The 19,385-nt window shown below is 71.7% G+C and carries 17 protein-coding genes and 1 pseudogene; 9 read left to right on the top strand and 9 right to left on the bottom strand.

Annotated features, from left to right (window positions below):
- Positions 1–144: 144 nt before the first annotated feature.
- The gene (locus ACIRP7_RS07485) at positions 145–1,071 is read left to right on the top strand and encodes a GNAT family N-acetyltransferase (RefSeq protein WP_403655013.1); all 927 of its coding nucleotides are present in this window, start codon (positions 145–147) and stop codon (positions 1,069–1,071) included.
- Between the two features lie 24 nt (positions 1,072–1,095).
- Here ACIRP7_RS07485 and ACIRP7_RS07480 read toward each other — a convergent pair whose 3' ends face one another.
- Together ACIRP7_RS07480 and ACIRP7_RS07475 are read right to left on the bottom strand one after the other, a co-directional pair.
- Positions 1,096–2,262 (bottom strand): serine hydrolase domain-containing protein, encoded by a 1,167-nt coding sequence (locus ACIRP7_RS07480; protein WP_403655011.1) that lies wholly within the window; start codon positions 2,260–2,262, stop codon positions 1,096–1,098.
- Positions 2,263–2,593: 331 nt separating this feature from the next.
- Positions 2,594–4,618 carry a DUF1996 domain-containing protein gene (locus ACIRP7_RS07475; protein WP_403655148.1) on the bottom strand — a complete coding sequence of 675 codons (2,025 nt, stop codon included), beginning with the start codon at positions 4,616–4,618 and terminating at the stop codon, positions 2,594–2,596.
- Between the two features lie 264 nt (positions 4,619–4,882).
- Between ACIRP7_RS07475 and ACIRP7_RS07470 the strand changes: the two are divergent.
- The 5 genes and pseudogenes from ACIRP7_RS07470 (at position 4,883) to ACIRP7_RS07450 (ending at position 7,560) form a co-directional block, all read left to right on the top strand.
- A pseudogene (locus tag ACIRP7_RS07470) lies at positions 4,883–5,451 on the top strand (exonuclease domain-containing protein).
- Positions 5,448–5,612 carry a hypothetical protein gene (locus tag ACIRP7_RS07465; RefSeq protein ID WP_403655009.1) on the top strand — a complete coding sequence of 55 codons (165 nt, stop codon included), beginning with the start codon at positions 5,448–5,450 and terminating at the stop codon, positions 5,610–5,612. The pseudogene ACIRP7_RS07470 and the gene ACIRP7_RS07465 overlap by 4 nt, the downstream one beginning before the upstream one ends.
- 264 nt (positions 5,613–5,876) lie before the next feature.
- Positions 5,877–6,551, top strand: a complete 675-nt coding sequence (locus tag ACIRP7_RS07460; protein WP_403655007.1) for a nucleotidyltransferase domain-containing protein — start codon at positions 5,877–5,879, stop codon at positions 6,549–6,551.
- A complete protein-coding gene (locus tag ACIRP7_RS07455) occupies positions 6,548–6,838 on the top strand; it encodes a BON domain-containing protein (RefSeq protein WP_403655005.1) in 291 nt (96 codons plus the stop codon). The genes ACIRP7_RS07460 and ACIRP7_RS07455 overlap by 4 nt, the downstream gene beginning before the upstream one ends.
- Positions 6,835–7,560: a metallophosphoesterase gene (locus ACIRP7_RS07450; protein ID WP_403655003.1), complete on the top strand. Its 726-nt coding sequence runs from the start codon at positions 6,835–6,837 to the stop codon at positions 7,558–7,560. Before ACIRP7_RS07455 ends, ACIRP7_RS07450 begins: the two co-directional genes overlap by 4 nt.
- A gap of 24 nt (positions 7,561–7,584) precedes the next feature.
- Here the strand turns inward: ACIRP7_RS07450 and ACIRP7_RS07445 are convergent, their stop codons facing one another.
- Entirely contained in the window at positions 7,585–8,805 is a 1,221-nt protein-coding gene (locus ACIRP7_RS07445) for an amidohydrolase (protein ID WP_403655001.1), read from the bottom strand.
- A gap of 231 nt (positions 8,806–9,036) precedes the next feature.
- On the opposite strand from ACIRP7_RS07445, the gene ACIRP7_RS07440 reads away from it, so the two are divergent.
- Entirely contained in the window at positions 9,037–9,600 is a 564-nt protein-coding gene (locus ACIRP7_RS07440; protein WP_403654999.1) for a hemerythrin domain-containing protein, read from the top strand.
- A 66-nt stretch (positions 9,601–9,666) separates the two neighbouring features.
- Here ACIRP7_RS07440 and ACIRP7_RS07435 read toward each other — a convergent pair whose 3' ends face one another.
- Positions 9,667–10,194 (bottom strand): hypothetical protein, encoded by a 528-nt coding sequence (locus ACIRP7_RS07435; RefSeq protein WP_403654997.1) that lies wholly within the window; start codon positions 10,192–10,194, stop codon positions 9,667–9,669.
- A gap of 129 nt (positions 10,195–10,323) precedes the next feature.
- Entirely contained in the window at positions 10,324–11,118 is a 795-nt protein-coding gene (locus ACIRP7_RS07430; protein ID WP_403654995.1) for a maleylpyruvate isomerase family mycothiol-dependent enzyme, read from the bottom strand.
- 76 nt (positions 11,119–11,194) lie between these two features.
- Between ACIRP7_RS07430 and ACIRP7_RS07425 the strand changes: the two genes are divergently transcribed.
- A complete protein-coding gene (locus tag ACIRP7_RS07425; RefSeq protein WP_403654993.1) occupies positions 11,195–11,827 on the top strand; it encodes a lipoprotein in 633 nt (210 codons plus the stop codon).
- A gap of 87 nt (positions 11,828–11,914) precedes the next feature.
- On the opposite strand, the gene ACIRP7_RS07420 is transcribed toward ACIRP7_RS07425, so the two are convergent.
- The 4 genes from ACIRP7_RS07420 to ACIRP7_RS07405 all read right to left on the bottom strand — a co-directional run bounded on the left by ACIRP7_RS07420 (position 11,915) and on the right by ACIRP7_RS07405 (position 16,110).
- A complete protein-coding gene (locus ACIRP7_RS07420; RefSeq protein WP_403654992.1) occupies positions 11,915–13,717 on the bottom strand; it encodes an acyl-CoA dehydrogenase in 1,803 nt (600 codons plus the stop codon).
- A gap of 233 nt (positions 13,718–13,950) precedes the next feature.
- Positions 13,951–15,165 carry a DSD1 family PLP-dependent enzyme gene (locus ACIRP7_RS07415; protein WP_403654990.1) on the bottom strand — a complete coding sequence of 405 codons (1,215 nt, stop codon included), beginning with the start codon at positions 15,163–15,165 and terminating at the stop codon, positions 13,951–13,953.
- A 14-nt stretch (positions 15,166–15,179) separates the two neighbouring features.
- Positions 15,180–15,461 carry a hypothetical protein gene (locus ACIRP7_RS07410; protein ID WP_403654988.1) on the bottom strand — a complete coding sequence of 94 codons (282 nt, stop codon included), beginning with the start codon at positions 15,459–15,461 and terminating at the stop codon, positions 15,180–15,182.
- Between the two features lie 7 nt (positions 15,462–15,468).
- On the bottom strand, positions 15,469–16,110 hold the full coding sequence (locus ACIRP7_RS07405) for a transcriptional regulator (protein WP_403654986.1): 642 nt from the start codon (positions 16,108–16,110) through the stop codon (positions 15,469–15,471).
- Between the two features lie 186 nt (positions 16,111–16,296).
- Between ACIRP7_RS07405 and ACIRP7_RS07400 the strand changes: the two genes are divergently transcribed.
- Positions 16,297–19,308, top strand: coding sequence for a SpoIIE family protein phosphatase (locus ACIRP7_RS07400; protein WP_403654984.1), 3,012 nt, complete (start codon positions 16,297–16,299; stop codon positions 19,306–19,308).
- Positions 19,309–19,385 lie beyond the last annotated feature (77 nt).

The following is a 19,385-nucleotide window of genomic DNA, read 5'->3' as shown; positions in this document are numbered from 1 at the left end:
GCGGCGGCGGTCCGCAGGGGATCCCCCTGTTCCGGCCGCTCGCTCATGATCAACGGGCGCAGCCTACCAAGGCCATGTGAACGCTTTCCCCCGCTCACGCAAAACTCGTTTGCGACCGCCGCGCCCGCCCCCGACCCTTGGCTCATGCCCTATCTCCTGCGCGCTGCCGCGCCCACCGACGCGCCGGCCGTCACCGAGTTGCTCAACGAGATCGACCGGATCGAGATCGGGCGGCCCGAGACGGATCTGCACACGGTGGAGTCCGATCTGGGGCACCCCGAGACCGACCTCGACCGCGACTCCTGGCTGGCCTTCGACGGACCGCGCCTGGTGGCGTACGCCCTGGTGTGGGACGACTCCAAGGGCGAGCGCATCAACGCCGACCACTATGTGCTCCCCGAACACCAGCAGGCCGGTGAACTCCTCCTGGAGGCGGTCGAGACCAGGGCGCTGGAGAAGGCCCGGGCGAACGGCGCCTCCCGGGCCGTGCTCCATCTGCACCTCAACGCGGCGCCCACGACCGACCTCGGGCTGATACGGGCGCGCGGGTGGTCGGTCGTACGCCGCTATCACGTGCTGGAGCGGGCGCTGCGGGCCGACGAGGACCTGCCGCCCGAGCCGCCCGCGGGCGTACGGGTGCGGGACTGCTCCGACGAAGCGGACCGGAAACAGGCGTACACCCTCTACCAGGCCGCCTTCGCCGAGCACTTCGACTTCCAGGCGCGCCCGTACGAGCAGTGGCTGACCGACATCCACGCCGACCGGCTCGACTGGTCCCTGGTGTGGCTGGTCGCCACCGAGGACCTCGGGGACGTCGGTTTCCTGATCGCCCGCGACGACCGCGAGGCCATGGGGTGGGTCCGCAGCGTCGGAGTCGTCCGCGAGGCCCGCGGCCGGGGCCTCGGAGGGCTGCTGCTGCGGCAGGCCTTCGCGGCGTTCGCGGCCCGGGGGCGGGACACCGTCGGACTCGGCGTGGACACCGAAAACACCACCGGTGCCCCCGCGTTGTACGCGCGCAACGGAATGTCGGTCCATTACGCCGTGGACACCTGGGAAATCGTGGTGGGTTGACCTGCGTATGGCCGCGGAATATCGCTATTGATTCGTGCCGTGCAGCAATGCGCAGACGAAGTTCTCCTGAAGTGCGCGCATTCTTTGCAGCTGTTCCGCGTCGGAGGACCGGGTGATCTGAGCGGTGACCGAGAAGGTCAGTGAACGGCGGCCGTCGGGGGTGGCCGCGATCAATTGGGTATATCCGAGCGTGTTGCCGGTGTGCCCGAGGACGACACCGCAGCGCGTCTCGTAGCGGAAGAGGGCCAGGCCCGCGGAGTTGCGTCCCGGTCCGGCGGGTTCGGACGCGCCGCCCTCGACCCATCGCCGTTGCTGCTCCACGACCGGCCCGCCGTACAGCCGTCCGCCGGCGTAGTTCCCGATGAAGCGGGTCATGTCGGCCGGTGTGGAGACGATGCCCCCGGAGGCCCAGACGCCCGACATGCCGATGACCTCGCTGACGTCCTCCGGGGCCGCGGGCCGGCTCACGTCGTAGCCGTGCAGATAGGGCTTCGGCATCCGATTGCCCTGCGGCAGGCTGGTGGAGTGCAGCCCGAGCGGCTCCTGGACGATGTCCCGCAGGAGTTCCTCGTACGGCCTGTGGGTCGCCGCCTGGGCCATGAGCGCTACGGCGATGTTGTCCGAGTTGGAGTAGCGGTACTGCGTGCCCGGCTTGAAGAGCAGGGGCTGGCCGGCGACGTAGTCGAGCAGACGCTGGGAGTCGAAGTGATGGAGGGGGTCGGCCCGCAACTGGTCGAGGAACCCGTCGCTCCGGGAGTAGTCGGGCAGACCGCTGGTGTGGTTGAGGAGTTGACGGAGCGTCACGGACTCCCATGCGGCGGGGAGTTGGGGAAGCCGCTCGCCCAGCGTGTCGTGCAGGTGCAGAGCGCGCCGGTCGACCAGGGTCAGGGCCACCGCCCCGCTGAAGGCCTTGGCCGTGCTCGCGATGCGCATGTGGTCGTCGGGGCTGGGCCGGCGGTCCGTGCCGACCTCGGCGACGCCGGCGCGCACGACTCTCGTCCCCTTCTCGGTCCGCAGGACGGCGATGGCTCCGGGCGGGCCGCCCGAGCGGCGCACGAATTCGTCGAGCTGACGCTGAAGCGCCTGGTCACCCGATGGATCGGCGGTGGCACCGGCCGTCGTCGGGGCCAGCGCGGCCAGGCAGACCGCCAGGACGGATGCCGCTCGCAGGCGGGGTCGGCGTAGAGACATGGGGGCTCCCGGAGCTGGGACGTCCTGGCCCGTCAGGCCACGCCGGGAGCCACGGTCCCCTGCTTCCCGGGCTGCCGCATATGGACCAGTGGCGGGGTCACGGAGTAGTGCCGTGAATTCACCCCGCCGGGATCAGCGGCCGCCCGTGTTCAGCTTGGTTTGCGGATACAACGACCTTTCCCGAGGCGGTCGCGGGGTAGGGTCCGAATTCGGTTTCCCAGACCAAGGGTAACCACGTCGATTTCGAGGTGCATGTCAGCCGCCGAGGTGGCTGTCCGCCGGTGGAACCGCGCGGCGGACAGCCACTCCGCTTGTCATTCGTGCCGGTTGATCACATCGAGCGGCGGCTGGTGCGTCGTAGGAGGACGAAACCGGAGATCAGGAGGATCGCGCCGAGTGCGGCCGGCCACAGCTGGGTGCCGGTCTCGGCGAGACTGCTCTGGTTGCCCTGGGGTTCCGGCTGTGCGGCGACCGGGGGCTGGGCGACGGCAGCGGGGGCGTCGGTGGCGGTGTCGTCCTGGGGAGCGGGCTGGGTCGCCTGGTTGTTGCCGGTTCCGGTGCCGGCCACGGTGCCGGTCCCGTTCTCGGTCTCAGGCGAAGGGGCGGTCGTGCTGTGGGCGGTGGGTGAGCTGTAGGTCTTGGGCTCGTTGTCGGCCGGGGCGGTCGTCTGCCCGCCTGCGGGGGCTTCGGCGGTCTGCGTCGGCTGCTGCTGCGGCTCGTCGTTGTTTCCGGGGTTGTCCTCGGATCCGTTGTCGCCGCCGTTGCCGTTGTCGTTCCCGTTGCCCGGGTTCTGGCTGGCGCCGGGGTCCGGGGCGGAGCCGCCGCCGTTGTCGCCGTTGCCGCCACCGTTGCCGCCGCCGTTGCCGTTGTCGCCGCCGCCGTTGCCCGGGTCGTCCTGGCCCGTGCCCGCGCCGCACTGACGGCCGTCGTTGATGCAGCCGACCATCTCGTTCATCAGGTCCTCGTCGAAGACGTTGATGAAGTCGCCGTGGTCGGTGACGGGCTTGTGGAGCTGCTCCGGGAAGGAGTCGACCGCGAACAGCGGGGTCGTACGGCCGCCGTCGTTCAAGCTCGGCGCGTCGACGTCGTAGACGATCCGCTGGACCAGCTGCGGGATGGCCTCGAAGCCCTGCGGGCAGGTGCCGTCGTTCTGGGCGAACGCCACGTGGGTGCGGTGGTTGGCGCTGTCGATGTTGCGGCCGTCCCAGCAGCTCTGGAACTTGAAGGTGCGCACCACGTCACTGCCCTGCGGGCACAGCGGGTACTTGTCCTTGAGCTGCCGGTCCTCGAACCCGGTGCAGCTCCAGGACGCGTTGGCGTTGGCGGTGCCGTTGACGAATGCCTTGGCGTCGCCGGTGATGATGCGCAGCAGCCGCGGCATCGCGGTGACCTTGCTGCGGGGGTTGCCCACGAACGTCAGCGTCACCTCCTTGGGGGTGACGATCTCGCCGGCGTTGCCCTCGACGCCGCCGCCGGGCGAGTTGGCGTCCTGTTCCTGCGTTCCGTTCTGGAGCCGGATCACGGGCCAGTAGTACGTGGACTTGTCGCCCTGGTCGACGCAGCTCGTCTCGGCGTTCGCCAGGTCCTGGTCGCTCGCAAAGGCGGTGTTGGACTGGTTGCCGATGTAGTCGTGGAAGTGGTGGGCGCCGTTGGAGACACCCGGGGCGACGATGACGTTGTCCGAGTTGAACAGGCCGTTCGCGTTCACACCACAGCTGGTGACGAAGGTTCCGCGGGAGGCGTCGCCCTGAGCCTGCGGCGCCTGTGCGGTGGACGGAGCGCTGTTGATGTCGGCGTAGTCCGCGGCGACGGGGCCGTTGCCCGCCTGCCCGCCGTTGCCCTGCTGACCACCCTGGTCCTGGCCGTCACCCTGCTGGCCGTTGCCCTGCTGGCCGTCCTGGTTCTGACCGTCGCCCTGCTGGTCTCCCTGGTCCTGACCGTCGCCCTGCTGCTGGTCCTGACCGTCGCCGTTCTGGTTCTCGGTCTCGCGCAGGGTGCAGTCGGCCATGTCGCCGAGGCCGTCCGGCTGCTCTCCCGCACCTTCGAGCGCGGCGCCGATGCGCTGGATCGTGGCGGCGCGGTTCTCCTGGAGCGGGTCGACGATACGACTCTGCGCGTCCTCGCGGTTCTGCACCGACGGGTCCTGGAGTTGCTGGTAGGCCTCGGCCACCTGCTGGTCCAGCAGGGCGAGTTCCTTGTCGACATCCGCCCTCGACCCGTCCGGGACACTGGTGAGCGTGTCCCCGACGTCCGGGCAGTCGATCGTGACGGCTCCCCACGACGTCTGCTGCGGCGTGCCGCTCTCCGTGGCGGAGGCGTACACATTCGCCGCGACCAGGCCACCACCCCCCAGCATCAAGGCCACTGCGGCGAAGGTCGCACGTCGTGCGCCTGTCGGTCGTCTGCGATTGCTGCGTCCCACGGAAGTACTCCTGCGCGTGTCGGCTCTCCGGGCATGCAAATCCCTCGCCCCATACGGACGGCGGGCCCCCGGCGTTCAAGCGCCTCGGAAATTCACAGCACTCTCATACGGAACACCGGGTTCCATCACTCCTTCTCGAACCTCCTTGCAGGGAAAACGAGATGACTCGCACACATCTGCGCCCTTACGGTTCTCGTCATGAACGGCACGGGCAGTGGGCGCCTCCTGAACGTGGTGGACGTCGAAGCCACGTGCTGGCCGGGCTCCCCTCCCCCGGGTGCGGTCGGCGAGATCATCGAGATCGGACTGACGGTGGTGGACCTGTCGACGGTCGAGCGCGTCGAACGGCACCGGATCCTGGTGCGGCCCGCCCGGTCCGAGGTCAGCGACTTCTGCACGGAGTTGACCGGACTGACCCGGGAAGAGGTCGACGGCGGGCTGTCGTTCGGGGAGGCCTGCCGGCTGCTGGCCGCGGAACACGCCTCCGGGGCGCGGCCGTGGGCGAGTTGGGGCGACTACGACCGCCACCAGTTCATCCGGCAGTGCGGGGCCACGAGGGCGCCGTATCCCTTCGGCCGCCGCCACCTCAACGCCAAGGCGGTCTTCACCGAGGTGCACGGGCTGCGCAAGCGCCCCGGGATGGCGCAGGCGCTCGAGATCGCCGGGCTGCCTCTCGAAGGACGGCATCACGCGGCGAGGACGACGCGTGGAACATCGCGGCACTTGTGCTGCATCTGGCGGCGCGGGACGGCTGGCCCCAGGAATGAGCGAGCCGGTCACCGAGCCCGACGGCACCCTCGCCGTGGCCGCCGCCGTGACCATCCCGGTCCGGACGCCTTCTCGTCGCCGGCAGGACCAGGTCCGGGCACTCACGTCGCTGGAGCGGGTCCCGATGACGACGACCGTCTACGACAGTGTCGGCCGGTGATCGTGGTGCCTCCACCTGCTGGAGGTTGAAGTGCCCCTGGCGACGACCGACACTTCCGCCGGCCGAGGGCCGACCCGTCCCCTTCTCGCAGGCCAACCACCCACCGGCCCACGTTGACCCGCCCCCCGGCCGCAGGCCAACGCCTCCACTCCCCCAGGGCGCCCGCCCACGCCCGACGTCCCGCCGTGTCGAAGCCCGACCCCCGGGTACTCGGGGCTCGCCGTCACGGCCCCTCGGTGCGGGCCGTCCAGGAAGGGGGCACTGATGACGCAGCACGCCGACGACGACGTCGACCGCCACGGGGGCGTCGCCGGACTGCGACTGGCGACCGAGAGCGCCGCGGACGCGCTCGCCTCGAGTCTGCCTGTCGACCGCAACCAGGCGATCCTGGAGGCGGCCAAGCAGGTCGGGGCGATCCTGAAACGGGAAGGGCACCCGTTCGCGCTGGCGGGCAGCGTCGCCGTGTACGCCCACGGCGGCGCCCAGAATCTTCAGCACGACGTCGACTTCGCGATCCTCCCCGAGGACGCGCAGGCCGTGGCCGAAACCCTCAGCCAGGCGGGTCTGGAGGTCCGGACGCCTCCGGAGGACTGGCTGCTGAAGGCCGACTGCATGGGCCAGCAGGTCGACCTGATCTTCGAGCTGGCCCACCAGCCCGTCACCGGGGAACTGCTGGCGCGGGCCGACGAACTCTCGGTGGACTCGGTGCTCATGCCCGTGCTGTCCCCGACCGACCTGCTGCACAGCCTGCTGTCCGCGTTCTCCGAGCACCACTGCAACTTCGGTGCCGTCCTGCCGATCGCCCGCGCGCTGCGGGAGAAGGTCGACTGGGAGGCCGTACGCAGGGACTGCGGGGACGCACCGATGCCGGACGCGTTCTTCTACTTCCTGGAACGCCTGAAGGTCATCGAGCCGAGGACGACGGAGGGACGGCCATGAGCGATCCTCTGACGCAAGGCTCCGAGGAGACCGGCGAGAACGAGGAGAACGTCGAGTACCGCGTCGCCCACCTGCGCGACCGGCTCGCCGCGGAGGAACTCGGCGAACTGGGTGTCCGCGCGGAGGTGCGGGCCGGGGCGGTCGTGGTCACCGGCACGGTGCCGTCCGCGCAGTGCCGGGAGACCGTGCTGCGGACGGTCCGTGAGGAGCTCGCCGGGCTCGCCGTGCACACCGACGTGGTGGTGGCGGAGACCGCCACGCCCGATCATGCGGAGGAACTGCCGTGATCCGTGTCGCCGCCGTGGGGGACATCCACATGGGACTGGAGAGCCAGGGCGTGCTGCGTCCGGCCTTCGACACGCTGCCCGACTGCGCCGACCTGCTCCTGCTGGCCGGGGACCTCACCCGGCACGGCACGCCGGAGGAGGCCCGGGTGGTGGCCCAGGAGGTGCGGGGCCTCCCGGTGCCGGTCGTGGCGGTCCTCGGCAACCACGACCACCACGACGAACAGCCCGAGAAGGTCGCCGCCCTCCTGGAGGACGCCGGCGTGCGGGTGCTGGAGGGCGAGGGGACGGTCGTGGAGTGCGGCGACACGCGCGTGGGCATCGCCGGCACCAAGGGGTTCGGCGGCGGGTTCGTGGGCCGCAGCGCCGGGGAGTTCGGCGAGCCGCTGATGAAGGAGTTCGTACGGTACTCACGGCGCTGCGCGGACGGGCTGCGCACCGCGCTGGAGGAACTGGAGCGGCAGGGCTGCGGGACGCGGGTCGCGCTCACCCACTTCTCCCCCGTCGCCGACACGCTCGCCGGTGAGCCGCCGGAGATCTATCCGTTCCTCGGCAGCTATCTGCTGGCCGAGGCGATCGACACCGCGGGGGCCGATCTGAGCGTGCACGGACACGCCCACGCGGGCACCGAGCACGGGGTGACGGCCGGCGGCGTACGGGTGCGGAACGTGGCCCAGCCCGTGATCCGGCGGGCTTTCAACGTCTACCACCTGCACGCCGACTGACGGCCCGGCCCTCAAAAGCGGACCTCAAATCGGGCGCAGACTCAGACGCGGGCACGGGCGGGGGGCGGACGCCCGGTCGTGGTCCTCCCACGCCTCGTCCCGCAGCTCGGGGCGCAACAGGACCTCCACCGCGGTGCGGGCCAGCGCCTCCGCTGCCGCGAGCATCACCTGCCGGCCGCGCTCGGAACCGGCCGCGACGGCGAACTCGGGGGTGTGGTCCGAGCCGTCCTCCTCCATGATCGCCACGAAGGGGTGGATGGCGGGCACTCGACCGCTGACGTTGCCGACGTCGGAGGAGCCCAGGTAGACGCCCGGGGCGGGCGGTGTCATCTCGATGCCCGTGTCCGCCAGGTGCCGGGCGAACCGGGCCGAGAGCACCGTGCTGTCCCGGAAGTGCTCGTAGCGCGGCGTGGCCCGTTCCACCGTGACCGTCGTGCCGGTCGCCCGCGCCACCCCCTGGGCGCAGGTCAGCAGCTCCCCCGCCAGGTCCTCCAGGGCGGACGTCGTCACCGCGCGCAGCCCGAAGAGGCCCTCCGCGTACTCGGGGACGATGTTGGTCGCCCGGCCGCCCTGCGTGACGATGCCCTGCACGTGCGAGCCCTCGGGCAGTCTGCGCCCCAGCACGGCCAGCGTGTTGAACAGCTGGATGAGCGCGGCGAGCGCGTCGATGCCCTCGGTGGGGTTCCCGGTCGGGTGGGCGGCGCGTCCGCGGAACGCGACCCGGTACTGGGCCTGTGCAGTCAGGGGCGCCCACTGCCAGTTGTGCACACCGGGGTGGAACATCAACGCGGCGTCGACGTCGTCGAACACTCCGGCATCGGTCTCGGCGACCTTGCCTCCGCCGCCCTCCTCGGCGGGCGTGCCGATGGCCCACACGGTGCCCGCGTCCCGGTCGAGCACGGCACGGGCGGCCAACGCCGCGCCCAGGCCGGCCGCGGCGATCAGATTGTGGCCGCAGGCGTGGCCGAGGCCGGGCAGGGCGTCGTACTCCAGCATCAGGGCCACCGCGGGGCGGGCCCTGGTGCCGGAACGTGCGGTGAAGGCGGTGGGGAGTCCGGCGACGTCCCGCCGCACCTCGAACCCCGCCCATTCCAGTTCCCCGCACAGCAGTGCCGCCGCCCGGTGCTCCTCGAAGGCGTACTCCGGGTCGGAGTGCAGCATCCGCGCCATGTCCCACAGCCGATCCGCCCGTGCGGCCACCTCTCCGCGCACTCGCGCCAGCACCTCGTCCACGGCGTCGGTCACATCGGCCTCCCAGGAACGTCGTACGCCTGTGTCCTGGAGCGGGTTCCTTCCAGCGGGCCGCCTTACACCCCGGGCGCCGCCACCGGCTCAAACCGGCCGCCCGCGCGGGCTTTCTTCGGAGCAGCGCAGTCTCCGTACTGATCGAACAATCGTCCCCACGGCTTGCGGCAAGCCTGTGACCAGGCATAGAGAGGGCGGCACAGGGCACCCGGGGGCCGGAGGTGAAAGAACATGGGACACGGAGGAAACGTCATCGACGAGCTGGTGACCGATCACCGCGAGGTCGAGGAACTGTTCGGGAAGATCGAGGCGCTGGCACCCGGTGAGAAGGACCGGAAGGTGTACGCCGACCAGGTCACCATGGAGCTGATCCGGCACTCGGTCGCTGAGGAGGAGTACCTCTACCCGGCGGTGCGGGAACACCTGGTCAACGGGAACACCATGGCCGACCGGGAGATCGAGGACCACTCCAAGGCCGAGCAGCTCATGAAGGACCTGGAGAGCTGCGAGGCGGACGATCCCGAGTTCGACCGGCTCGTGGGTGAGTTGATGGGAGAGGTCCGCTCGCACATCGCCGAGGAGGAGGAGACCCTCTTCCCGCAGCTGCGGGTCGCGTGCTCGGCCGAGGAGCTGGACAAGCTGGGCGACAAGGTGCGCCGCGCCAAGAAGATGGCGCCGACCCGCCCCCACCCCTCGGCCCCGGACACACCTCCGGCGAACAAGCTCCTCGCCCCGGGGGCCGGCCTGGTCGACCGGCTGCGGGACGCGCTCTCGGGCCGCGGCAAGCAGGACTGAGGTCCGGGGACGAGAAACGGCGGGGGCGCCGGCCGACGCCGGCCTCGCTGCTCCCGGCGCCCGCCGTCAGGCGACGAGCGCCTCGTCCGACCCGAGCCGGTCCAGAAGCTCGCCCCGGTGCAGCCCGGCCACCGGCGCGAGCAGGTCCGGGTGGCGGAGCAGGGCGGCGGCATTCCGGTCCGTCGCGTCCGGGGCGAGCAGACGACGGAACGCGGCAGGTGAGCCCGTCGTGTGCTCGCCCTCCGCCAGGTCGGCCACCGCTCGCTCGGCCAGGTCGGGGTGCGTGAGCAGACAGGCCGCCCAGCTGGCCACGACCTCGTCCACCCAGGTGCGCCAGGCGTGCTCCTCGGCGCCCTGGTCGATGGTGGCGTCCGCGCCGGTGACCCAGTCGAGACGGGCGGAGCCGCCGGGACCCGCCATGCCGACGAGCGCGGCGTCCATCGTCGTCGGATAGCGCAGCCACGCGGCGACCGTCACGGCCTGTCGTGCCTGCACCTCACACAGCGCGGCGGCCAGCGCGCCGCCCGCCGACGGGTAGGCGCGGGTCAGCCAGTGTGCGGTCGCCGCGATGACCGGTGAGAGATCTGCTTGCACTGCCGGGCCGCCCGAGGGACTGGTGGAAGAGGGGACTGCGCGAACGGTAGCCCGCGCTCCCGCCAGGACGACATGGCTCCGGCCTCACCCGGCACGTGGCTTCGGCCACACCGAGGGTCGCTCGCGCGCCTACGCCTCCAGCCAGAACCGGGTGCGCCTCAGCCACAGATCCAGCAGCCCCGAGTCCCCTCGCGTCTCGGCACCGGGCGCCGGGCGGGCGTAGAGGAACAGGAGCAGGTCGGTCACCGGCCCGCGCACGCTGACGGTGGCCGCGCCGGCCCCGCGCCGCCACACCGGCCGTTCTCCGCCGAGGTCGAGCAGCCACTCCCCCGCCGTCCCCGCGTCGAAGCCCACGGTCCGCCCGTGCCCGAGCAGCCCGGGCACACCCGGCAGGGTCTCGTAGGCCTCGGGCACGGTGGAGAATTCCAGCCACTCCTCCACGGCGTCCACCGCGAGGGACTCCTCGGCCAGGAACTCCGCCCCGGTCACGAGCGCCGCGTCGGCCCGGTGCAGCAGCGTCTCGTACGTCATGCGCCGGGCCCAGAACATCGCGGACTGCTCGACCAGTTGCTCGTCGGCGGGGGTCCACACCGGCAGGTCGGGCCCAGCCGCACGCAGGGTGCCGGCCAGCCTCGTGGCGCCCTCGGCGAGCCAGCCGCCGAGCTCGGAGTCGACGACGCCGGCGTAGGCCGCGGGGTCGTTGACCGAGCCGTCGTCGACGGGCTCGGTGGCCCGGGTCCGTACGATCTCCTCCGCCCAGCGGTGATCGCCGCCCACGTGCCGCAGCAGCCGGCCCAGGTCCCAGCCGGGGCAGGTGGGCACCGCGAGGGTCGGATCGGCGCCCTTGACGTGGCGGGCGAGCAGTTCGGTCTGGGCGACGATCGCGTCGCAGTACTCGTCGAAGGCCAACAACGCTTCCCCCATCGCTGCACGATTCGTTATTCCTGCCACCCAACCTGACTCCTTCGAGTACCACCACTGAATAGAGGGAGACACGGCCATGCTGGTCAGGGCGGGGAACACGTGGCTTCGGATGGCCCATGTGGCGTTGCTGGCTGGTGTGCTGACGGGCTGTTCGGAGGCCGCCGAGGGGGACGACTCCCGCGGGTCCGCGCGGCCGTCGGCGGCGGCGCGGACGTCCGCTCCCGACGACACGGCCGCGAGCAGCGGGGGCTCGGTCGGCGCCGCCGGCTCGGCGTGCGAGCTGCCCGTCACCTTCGACACGGCGAAGAGCTGGAGGGCCGAGGCGGTGAAGGCGCCTCTGAGTCAGGGGCCCGTCAGCTTGGCATGCGAGATCGACGCGAAGCCCGCGGGCAACATCGGCTTCCTCCGCGTCTGGGCCGGAAAGCCCGGTGCCGCCGACGCCCGCACCGTGCTGGAGGCCTTCGTCGCGGCCGAGGACGGGGTGAGCAAGGAGAAGTACAGCGCCTTCACGTCCGGTGGCCTGTCGGGGGTGCAGGTCGAGTACCTGTACGCGAGCGAACTGCTGGAGGAGACGAAGAAGGAGAGCGCCTTCGCCGTCACGACCGCGGACGGGCCGGTGGTGGTGCACCTCGGCGGCCTCGACACCGACGAGCACGAGGAGATGCTCCCGGCGTACGAGCTCGCGCGGCGCACTCTGCGCACCGCCTGAGCCGGGGATGTGAGCCAGGCCTTGAAACAGAAGTCCGGGGCCGCGGAGTGTGCCGCGGCCCCCGGGCTCAGGACGCGGTGAAGCCGGTCACGCCGGTACCACCTCGGATCGCAACATGGGATGGCGCGCCGTGATCTCGTCCGACACGGCGAAGGCTTCGGTGAGCGAGAGGGCGTGCGGCACCAGTGCGGCGACGGTGGCCTCCAGGACCTCCGGCAGGTACCGGACCTGCTCGGCGGTCAGTCTCTCGTGCGCGAGCAGTTCACCGCTGTGCGCGGCCACGTACCGCAGGGCGAACAGCCGGTGGAGGTGCTCCAGCAACAGGGCCACCTGCGGGTCGGTCACCTGCGCGGCGGCGGCGAGGAGTTCCTGTGCGGCCAGCCGGTGGACGTGGGCGTCGACCAGGGACAGTGCCGCGCCGGAGGCGCCGTTCCAGCGGTCCAGGGGCGAGCCGGCCCGTTTCGCGCGCAGCCGCACACGGGCCCGCTCGTGACGTATTCGTTCCAGGTCCCCCATCAGGTCGTGCAGGTGGGCCGGATCGTGCAGGCTCCGGGTGGCCGGGGGCACCTCACTGGGCGGCCTCGGAGTGAAGCCGCCCAGCAGCATCTCCCCGGCCGCCTTGACCCAGATGACGGCGTTGTCGCCCTCCGCGGTGATCGTTCCCTCGTTGGCCGCGAGCTGGCCCGCGATCCCGTTGGAGAGCAACAGGCCCTGGGCGCCGCAGCGTTCCCGGCACTCGGTCATGACGGCGCGCGCCTGCCAGGTGATCCACCCCTTGGCCACGGCCACGAGCCGCTCGGCCTCCTCGCGCTCCTCCCCCTCGGCCTTCGCCCATCGCCGTACGACCTCACGCTGCAGCAGGGTGGCGGCGTAGGTCGTGGCGAGCGCCTCCACGAGCGGGGCGTGGTGGGTGCGGTGGGCGAACAGCGGCACCCGCTGCCCGCTGGTCATGCCCGTGGTGACCCGCTGGTGGGCGTGGCGCACGGCGACGGTGAGGGCGTGCCGCGTCACCCCCAGGCTGTAGGCGCTCATGCACAGCTTGCCCATGGTCACGCGGCCGATGGAGCGCAGGAACCGTTTGCGTGGACTCCCCAGGCAGGAGACGAGTTCGCCCTCGTCCGTCAGCCTGCCGTGTTCACCCTGGAGCATGGCCGTCCGCGGCAGTCGCACGCCATGGAAGGAGGTGGCGCAGTGGTCGACCGGGCTGCTGGCGGTCTGCGGCAGCAACTCCACTTCCACGCCCGGCAGATGACGGCCGTTCGTGTCGGTCAGCGAGGTCAGGAAGAGGAAGACGCCCTGGTCCTTGCCGTCGATCACCAGACGGGCGGCGACCAGGGCGTCCTTCGGGCCGCCTGCCACTGACGTGTTGGGCATCCACTTGCGTGCCCCCCGCGTCGGGGTGCTCAGCACGAATCCGCCCGTGGCCCGGTCCAGGGTCGCGGTGGTCTCCAGCTGGGGGGCGTCGTTGCCGTGCGCCTGCTCGGTGCACAGGAAGGTGCCGATGCGTTCCATCCGCAGATAGGGGCCCAAGTCCCGCCCCTCGTGGTCGTGTTCGAGCAGACTGCCGAGGAACAGGTTGTAGTGGATGCTGGCGATCGTCGTCATGCCGGCGTCCACCACCCCGGCCCACTCGTGCAGGGCGCTCAGGGCGACCGGGTCCCGCGCCAGGGCCTGGGGGTCGGGTACCGCCGCGTTCAGTGTGCGCAGGCGTTGATAGGACAGTTCCGTGCGCTCCTGGTGGGTGAGCCCCTCGTGGTAGGCGAACACGTCGGAGCTGAACAGGCGGCGCCAGGGTTCGTGGATCTCGCCCTGTGCGCCGAAGAGGAGGTGCCGGATCGCGGCCGTCTCGGTCAGCGGGGGTGCCGTTACGGGGAGTTGAGAGGTGATCACAGCGGCAACGTAGTCCGAGGCGGCCCCTGATCACATCATGATCATCACCACGATTGAACGCCCGCGTGCGGTGGTAGTTACCCCTTAAACGGCCTCTCTAATACCACAAGCCACGATCTACACAAGGGTGATTCCCCTCCCACACGGCACTTTACGCCCGTGTGTCGGAACGACTTTCGGTCACCGTCCCCGGCGTGTCGCCACGGGGGCCGGGGGTGGTGATCACCACTTGATCACCACCCGCTGACCCGGCTCCAGAAGGCCTGGACGACCGGCGCGCCCGCCGTCGCCGACGTGCTGTCGACCACGTGGTAGCCGTGGTGTTGGGCCGCGGTGGCGCAGGCGTGGTTGGGCAGCACGCGCAGGCGGGTGCCGATCGGCAGGTCGGGCAGGGGGGCGCCGTCACGGGCGGTGAGGGTGCCGTGTTCCTGGCTCGCGGCCGTCATGACCAGACCCGGGACCGGATTGCCGTCGAGGTCGGCGACCAGGCCGTACCCCTGGTCCTGTGCCTGGGCCGCGGTGCCGCGGTCGCGGGACATGGCCATCCAGCCGCCGTCGGTGAGGATCCAGCCGAGCTCGGGGCGGTGGCCGATGACGGTGACGACGACCGACAGGGCGAGGTCGTCGAGGCGGCATACACCGAGGCCGGCCATCACCAGGTCGAAGAACACGTAGTTCCCCGCCCGCAGTTCGGTGACCCCGGTGAGGTCCTCGGCGGCATGGGCGGTGGGGGTGGAACCGACGCTGACGGTGGCAACGGGCAGGCCCGCCGCGCGCAGCCGCTCGGCCGCGGCGACAGCACTGTCGCGTTCGTTCCCCGCGGCCAGGCGCTGCTCCTCGGCGGTCCGGGCGAAGTAGGACTCGCCCGCGTGGGCCAACACCCCGTCCAGGCAGCCCGCTTCGTGCAGGACGCGGCCGATCTCGGCGAGAGCGGGCGCATCGGGCCGGAGGCCGCCGCGGTGACCGTCGCAGTCGATCTCGATCTGGGCGGGGACGGGAAGTCCGGCCCGGCGCGAGGCCTCGGCAACGAAGTCCGCCTGCTCCGCGCTGTCCAGCAGGACGCGCAGGGTGACCCCGCGTCGCAACAGGGCGACGACACGCGGGAGTTTGTGGGGGTCGATCCCCACGGCGTAGGTGATGTCGGTGTAACCGCCGTCGGCGAACGCCTCGGCCTCGGCCAGGGTGGACACGGTGACCGGGCAGGGCGGGGCGCCTTCGTGCAGGAGAGCGGCGATTTCGAGGCTCTTGGCCGTCTTCACGTGGGGCCGCAGGGTGACACCGAGCCGCTGGGCCCTGGCCGCCAGCCGCTCGACGTTGCGCCTCACCCTGTGGACGTCGATGACGGCGAACGGGGTGTCGGGATCGGCCAGGGTCCGCGCGGCGGCGCTCGCGGGGGTCCGGACAGGGCTTGCGGGGGCCGCAGGACTCACGGGACTCACAGGACCCATAGGGCTCACGTCGCTCACAGGGAGATGTCCATCCTCTTGAGTAGGGCCAAGCCCGGATACAGGTCCTGCACTCCGATCCCGGAGCTGTCGAAGACCGTGATGTCGCCGTCGGAGAACACTGGGGCGCGGGCGAAGAGTTCGAAGACCGGGCCGTCCACCGTCGCGGCGAAGGCGACGCGGGCGGCTGCCAGGGTCAGATCCTCGTCGACGGGCGCGGCGGTCCACTCCTCCGTGATGTGCGGCAGGGCGCGGGCGGCCGGTGACGGGCCGGGGTGCGAGCCGGCGGAGATCATCACGGGCCCCTCACTTGCTGTAGTTGTAGACGGTCGCCCGGGACACGCCGAGCAGATCCGCGATGGTCTGCGCGGCGTCCCGCGAGTCGAAGTAGCCGTCCCGGTGCAGCCGCCGTACGAGCTCCTTCTTGTCCTGTCTGCTCAGCGAGCGGGGCGTGGCGGCGCGCTCCGCGGCCAACTCCTCCACCGTCCGGCGCAGTTCGCGCATGGTGCGGTCCCGCAAGGTCTCCAGCGGCTGCTCGCGATGCTCGGTGTCGGTGGCCACGAGGTTCGACAAGGCGAGCGTCACGGGTGACAGCACCGACACGTCGAGATTGAGACACAGGGCCGCGACGTACTCACCGGCCTCGTTCTTTATCCCGATGGACGTGCTCTTGGCCGGACGGCCGTCGGGGAACCGATTGGGGTAGTTCTGGATCACGCTCGGGTACTCCGGATCGGCGATGCGCGCCAGCCCCAGCTCGGTCGCGGAGTCCCCGACCCGGCGGCCGGAGAGGTTGTTCTCGATCGCCCGGATCGCCTGCCGCGGATCCCGCAGATCGTGCAGCACCACCTCGCACAGGCCCGGAAACATACGGCCGAGCGCGACAGCGATCTTCTCGGCCTCACCGATGAGGTGCTCGTCCGCACCGTCGACGTCGCCCTTCACCATCGGCGCTCCGTCCAGGGATTCGGTAGACTTATTGTCTAAATCTGGAGGTTCAGCCTAAGAGCCCGACCGGTGGTTGTCCAGCAGGGTGGGGGAGGTATACATATGGCCGCCCGGGTGCGGGCCGGTGTCCTTGTGGCGCATTCTTGCTGTGTCGCCCGCGGGACGGTGCACGGACTAGGTAGGCCGATGACTGGGAGCGTCGAGGACCCACGACCCACGGCCGGGCGGCTGGCGGCGCTGCTGATCGACGCTTCGACAGAGGCGATCAGTGCGGCCGGCGGCCACGCCGGAGGGGTCTATCTGCGCTCCCGCACGCCCGGACTGCTCCGGCTCGCCGTCCTGTCGGGGCTCCCCGGACCGCTGTTCCGCCCCTGGTGGCGGCTCCACGCCGACCGCCCTTTCCCCGTCGCCGACGCCTACCGGCTCGGTGTCCAGGTGGTCCTGCCGAACGCCACCGAGACGATGCGGCGCTACCCGCAGTTCGCCGCCGGCCTGCCGTTCCAGTTCGGTTCGCTCTACGTGCCCGTCGTCTTCGGTTCGACGACCTACGGTGTGCTGACCGTGCTGCGCCCGGCCGTCACCGATGCCGCCGAGGTGCTGTCCGGCCGCGACCGGATGGTGCGCCTCGCCCAGGAGCTGGGCGAGGCGCTGCGGGGCCTGGAGGAGGCGAACCCGGACCAGGTCGCCTGGGAGGGTGAGCCGGTCTGCCTGCGGCCGCCGACCTCCTCCACGTCCGTGGGACGCGCCGGACGCTTCGCCTGGGACCCCGAAACGGCCGACATCGCCCTGGACGAGGACCTCCACACCCTCCTGGGCGTGCCACCCAGCGAGTTCTCCGGCACGACCGAGGCGTTCGCCGAGGCCGTGGCCCCCAGCGACGCGCACCGCATCCTGGCCTCCCTGCGCGACACCGCCACCGGCCGCCCTCCCGCGCTGCCCCTCTACCTGCGGGCGGAGGACGGCGAGCTGCGCCTGCTGGACCTGTGGAACGCCTACGAACCGCCCGCCGCCCCCGCGGTCCGGGGCGTCGTCGTGGCCCCGGGTCCGGCCCCCACCGCGGACTCGGCGGCCGACCTGCTGCCCGACGGCGTGTTCTGCGTGGACCGGCTGGGCCTGGTCGTCTACGCGAACCCGCGCGCCGCCGAGCTCCTGGGCCGCCCCCGCGCCGAGCTCGTCGGCCGCGACCTGTGGGAGGCCGTGCCCTGGCTGGCCCGCCCCGAGTTCGAGGACCACCTGAGAGCGGCCCTCCTCACCTCGGACCCGGTCCACTTCCATCTCGTACGACCACCCACGCAGGACTCCGAGACACGGCCGACCGCTGAGGACACCGGGTCACCGCGGCCCACTCGGGACGCCGGGCCGCCACCTGCCCAGGACGCGGGGTCGCTGAGGTCCACTCAACAGACCGGGCCACCACCCGCCAGGGACGCCGGCCCACCGCCTGCCCAGGACACCGGGTCACCGCGGCCCACTCGGGACGCCGGGCCGCCACCTGCCCAGGACGCGGGGTCGCTGAGGTCCACTCAACAGACTGGGCCACCACCCGCCGGGGACGCCGGCCCACCGCCTGCCCAGGACACCGGGTCACCGCGGCCCGCTCAACAGACCGGACCACCACCGCCCACCCGCGACGCCGGACGAACACCGCCTGCCCCGCACACCGACTCGCCGTCTCCCGCCCAGGACACGGGATCGCCGTCCTCTGCCCACCACACCGAGTCACCAGCGCCCGCCCACCCCACCGCACCCCCCGCTGACCACACCGCCCCACCCCCACCCCCTCAAGCGCCCCCACAAGACCCCGCCCCCGCCCACCAGCCGTACGAAGGCGACTGGCTCGCCCTCTCCGTGCACCCCGGGCCGGACCGGCTGACCTGTACGGTGCGGCCCGCGAGCCGGGTGACGGGCAGTCCCGCGGGGCAGGGGGCCGCCCAGGTGTCCGAGGCGGGCGTGAGCCCCCTGGCGCACCTGTACCGGCCGATCGCGCTGGCCATCGCCCTGACCGAGGCGGTCACCGCCCGGCAGGTGTCCGCCGTCGTGATGCGGGAGCTGCTGCCGGCGTTCGGCGGCCGCCGGCTCGCGATCTACCTGCTCCAGGAACGGCATCTGTACCTGGAGTGGGAGACCGGCTTCCCCAAGGGCTTCCTCGCGCCCTTCGACGGTGTGGACATGGGCACGCACCTGCCCGGCGTGGAGACCCTCACCACCGGCCGTCCGCTGTTCTTCGACTCGATGGAACAGCTGACGGCCGCCTATCCCGGCATCGCCCTGGACGCCACCGAGGGCGCCCGGGCCTTCCTGCCGCTGATCGCCTCCGGGCGCCCGGTCGGCTCCTGCATCCTCGGCTTCGACCGGCCGCGCAGCTTCAGCACCGAGGAGCGCACGGTCCTCACCGCGCTGGCCGGACTCATCGCCCACGCCATGGAGAAGGCGCAGCGCTACGAGTCGGAGACCGTGCTCGCCCGGGGCCTCCAGCAGGCGCTCCTGCCCCGCCGTCTGTCGGCGCATCCGCTGGTGGAGACCGCCGGGCGCTATCTGCCGGGCACCGCGGGGATGGACGTCGGCGGCGACTGGTACGACGTCGTCGAGTCCGGTGACGGGCTGGCCCTGGTCATCGGGGACGTCCAGGGGCACGGGGTGCAGGCGGCGGCCACCATGGGGCAGCTGCGCAGCGCGGTCAGGGCGTTCGCGCTCGGGGACCGGCCGCCGGACGAGGTCATGAGCAGCACCAACCATCTCCTCATCGACCTCGATCCCGGCCTGTTCGCCAGTTGCTGCTACATCCGGCTCGACCCCGCCACCGGCGTGGCGAGGGCGGCCCGCGCCGGACATCCGCCGCCCCTGCTGCGCAGCCCAGACGGCCGCACCCGGGTCCTGGACCTGCCCGGCGGGGTCGTCCTCGGGGTGGCCCCGCGGGCCCGCTATCCGGTGACCGAGCTCCAGATGGAGCCGGGCGCGATCCTGGCGCTCTACACCGACGGGCTGGTGGAACGGTCCGGCACCGACATCGACGAGGGGATCACCGCCCTGCGGGTGGCCCTCGCGAAGGCCGGCACTCCTGCTGCCCGGCCGGGCAGCAGGTTCCTGGCGGCCGTGGCGGACCGGCTCACGGCGACCGCCCGGCACGCCGTGGACCGGCCCGACGACATCGCGCTGCTGCTCGCCACCCGGCGGACAGCTCCGTCGCGGTCACTGTGAGGAGCTCCGTATGACAAGCTGTGCCGGTTTTCGATGGGCCGTCACACCGTGTGACGGCCCTCGCCTCCTGGGGCGCG

Source organism: Streptomyces sp. NPDC102270, assembly GCF_044766405.1.
Lineage (GTDB): Bacteria > Actinomycetota > Actinomycetes > Streptomycetales > Streptomycetaceae > Streptomyces.
The sequence above is the reverse complement of the archived record's forward strand: the minus strand, read 5'-3'. Positions and strand labels throughout refer to the sequence as shown.

Excerpts from the sequence above, each read along its gene's own strand:
- ACIRP7_RS07455 (WP_403655005.1), top strand. The coding sequence starts at position 6,548 with ATGAGCGATCCTCTGACGCAAGGCTCCGAGGAGACCGGCGAGAACGAG.
- ACIRP7_RS07475 (WP_403655148.1), bottom strand. The coding sequence starts at position 4,618 with ATGCTGGGGGGTGGTGGCCTGGTCGCGGCGAATGTGTACGCCTCCGCC.
- ACIRP7_RS07485 (WP_403655013.1), top strand. The coding sequence starts at position 145 with ATGCCCTATCTCCTGCGCGCTGCCGCGCCCACCGACGCGCCGGCCGTC.
- ACIRP7_RS07430 (WP_403654995.1), bottom strand. The coding sequence starts at position 11,118 with ATGGGGGAAGCGTTGTTGGCCTTCGACGAGTACTGCGACGCGATCGTC.
- ACIRP7_RS07480 (WP_403655011.1), bottom strand. The coding sequence starts at position 2,262 with ATGTCTCTACGCCGACCCCGCCTGCGAGCGGCATCCGTCCTGGCGGTC.
- ACIRP7_RS07460 (WP_403655007.1), top strand. The coding sequence starts at position 5,877 with ATGACGCAGCACGCCGACGACGACGTCGACCGCCACGGGGGCGTCGCC.
- ACIRP7_RS07405 (WP_403654986.1), bottom strand. The coding sequence starts at position 16,110 with ATGGTGAAGGGCGACGTCGACGGTGCGGACGAGCACCTCATCGGTGAG.
- ACIRP7_RS07425 (WP_403654993.1), top strand. The coding sequence starts at position 11,195 with ATGCTGGTCAGGGCGGGGAACACGTGGCTTCGGATGGCCCATGTGGCG.
- ACIRP7_RS07400 (WP_403654984.1), top strand. The coding sequence starts at position 16,297 with ATGACTGGGAGCGTCGAGGACCCACGACCCACGGCCGGGCGGCTGGCG.
- ACIRP7_RS07440 (WP_403654999.1), top strand. The coding sequence starts at position 9,037 with ATGGGACACGGAGGAAACGTCATCGACGAGCTGGTGACCGATCACCGC.
- ACIRP7_RS07415 (WP_403654990.1), bottom strand. The coding sequence starts at position 15,165 with ATGGGTCCTGTGAGTCCCGTGAGTCCTGCGGCCCCCGCAAGCCCTGTC.
- ACIRP7_RS07465 (WP_403655009.1), top strand. The coding sequence starts at position 5,448 with ATGAGCGAGCCGGTCACCGAGCCCGACGGCACCCTCGCCGTGGCCGCC.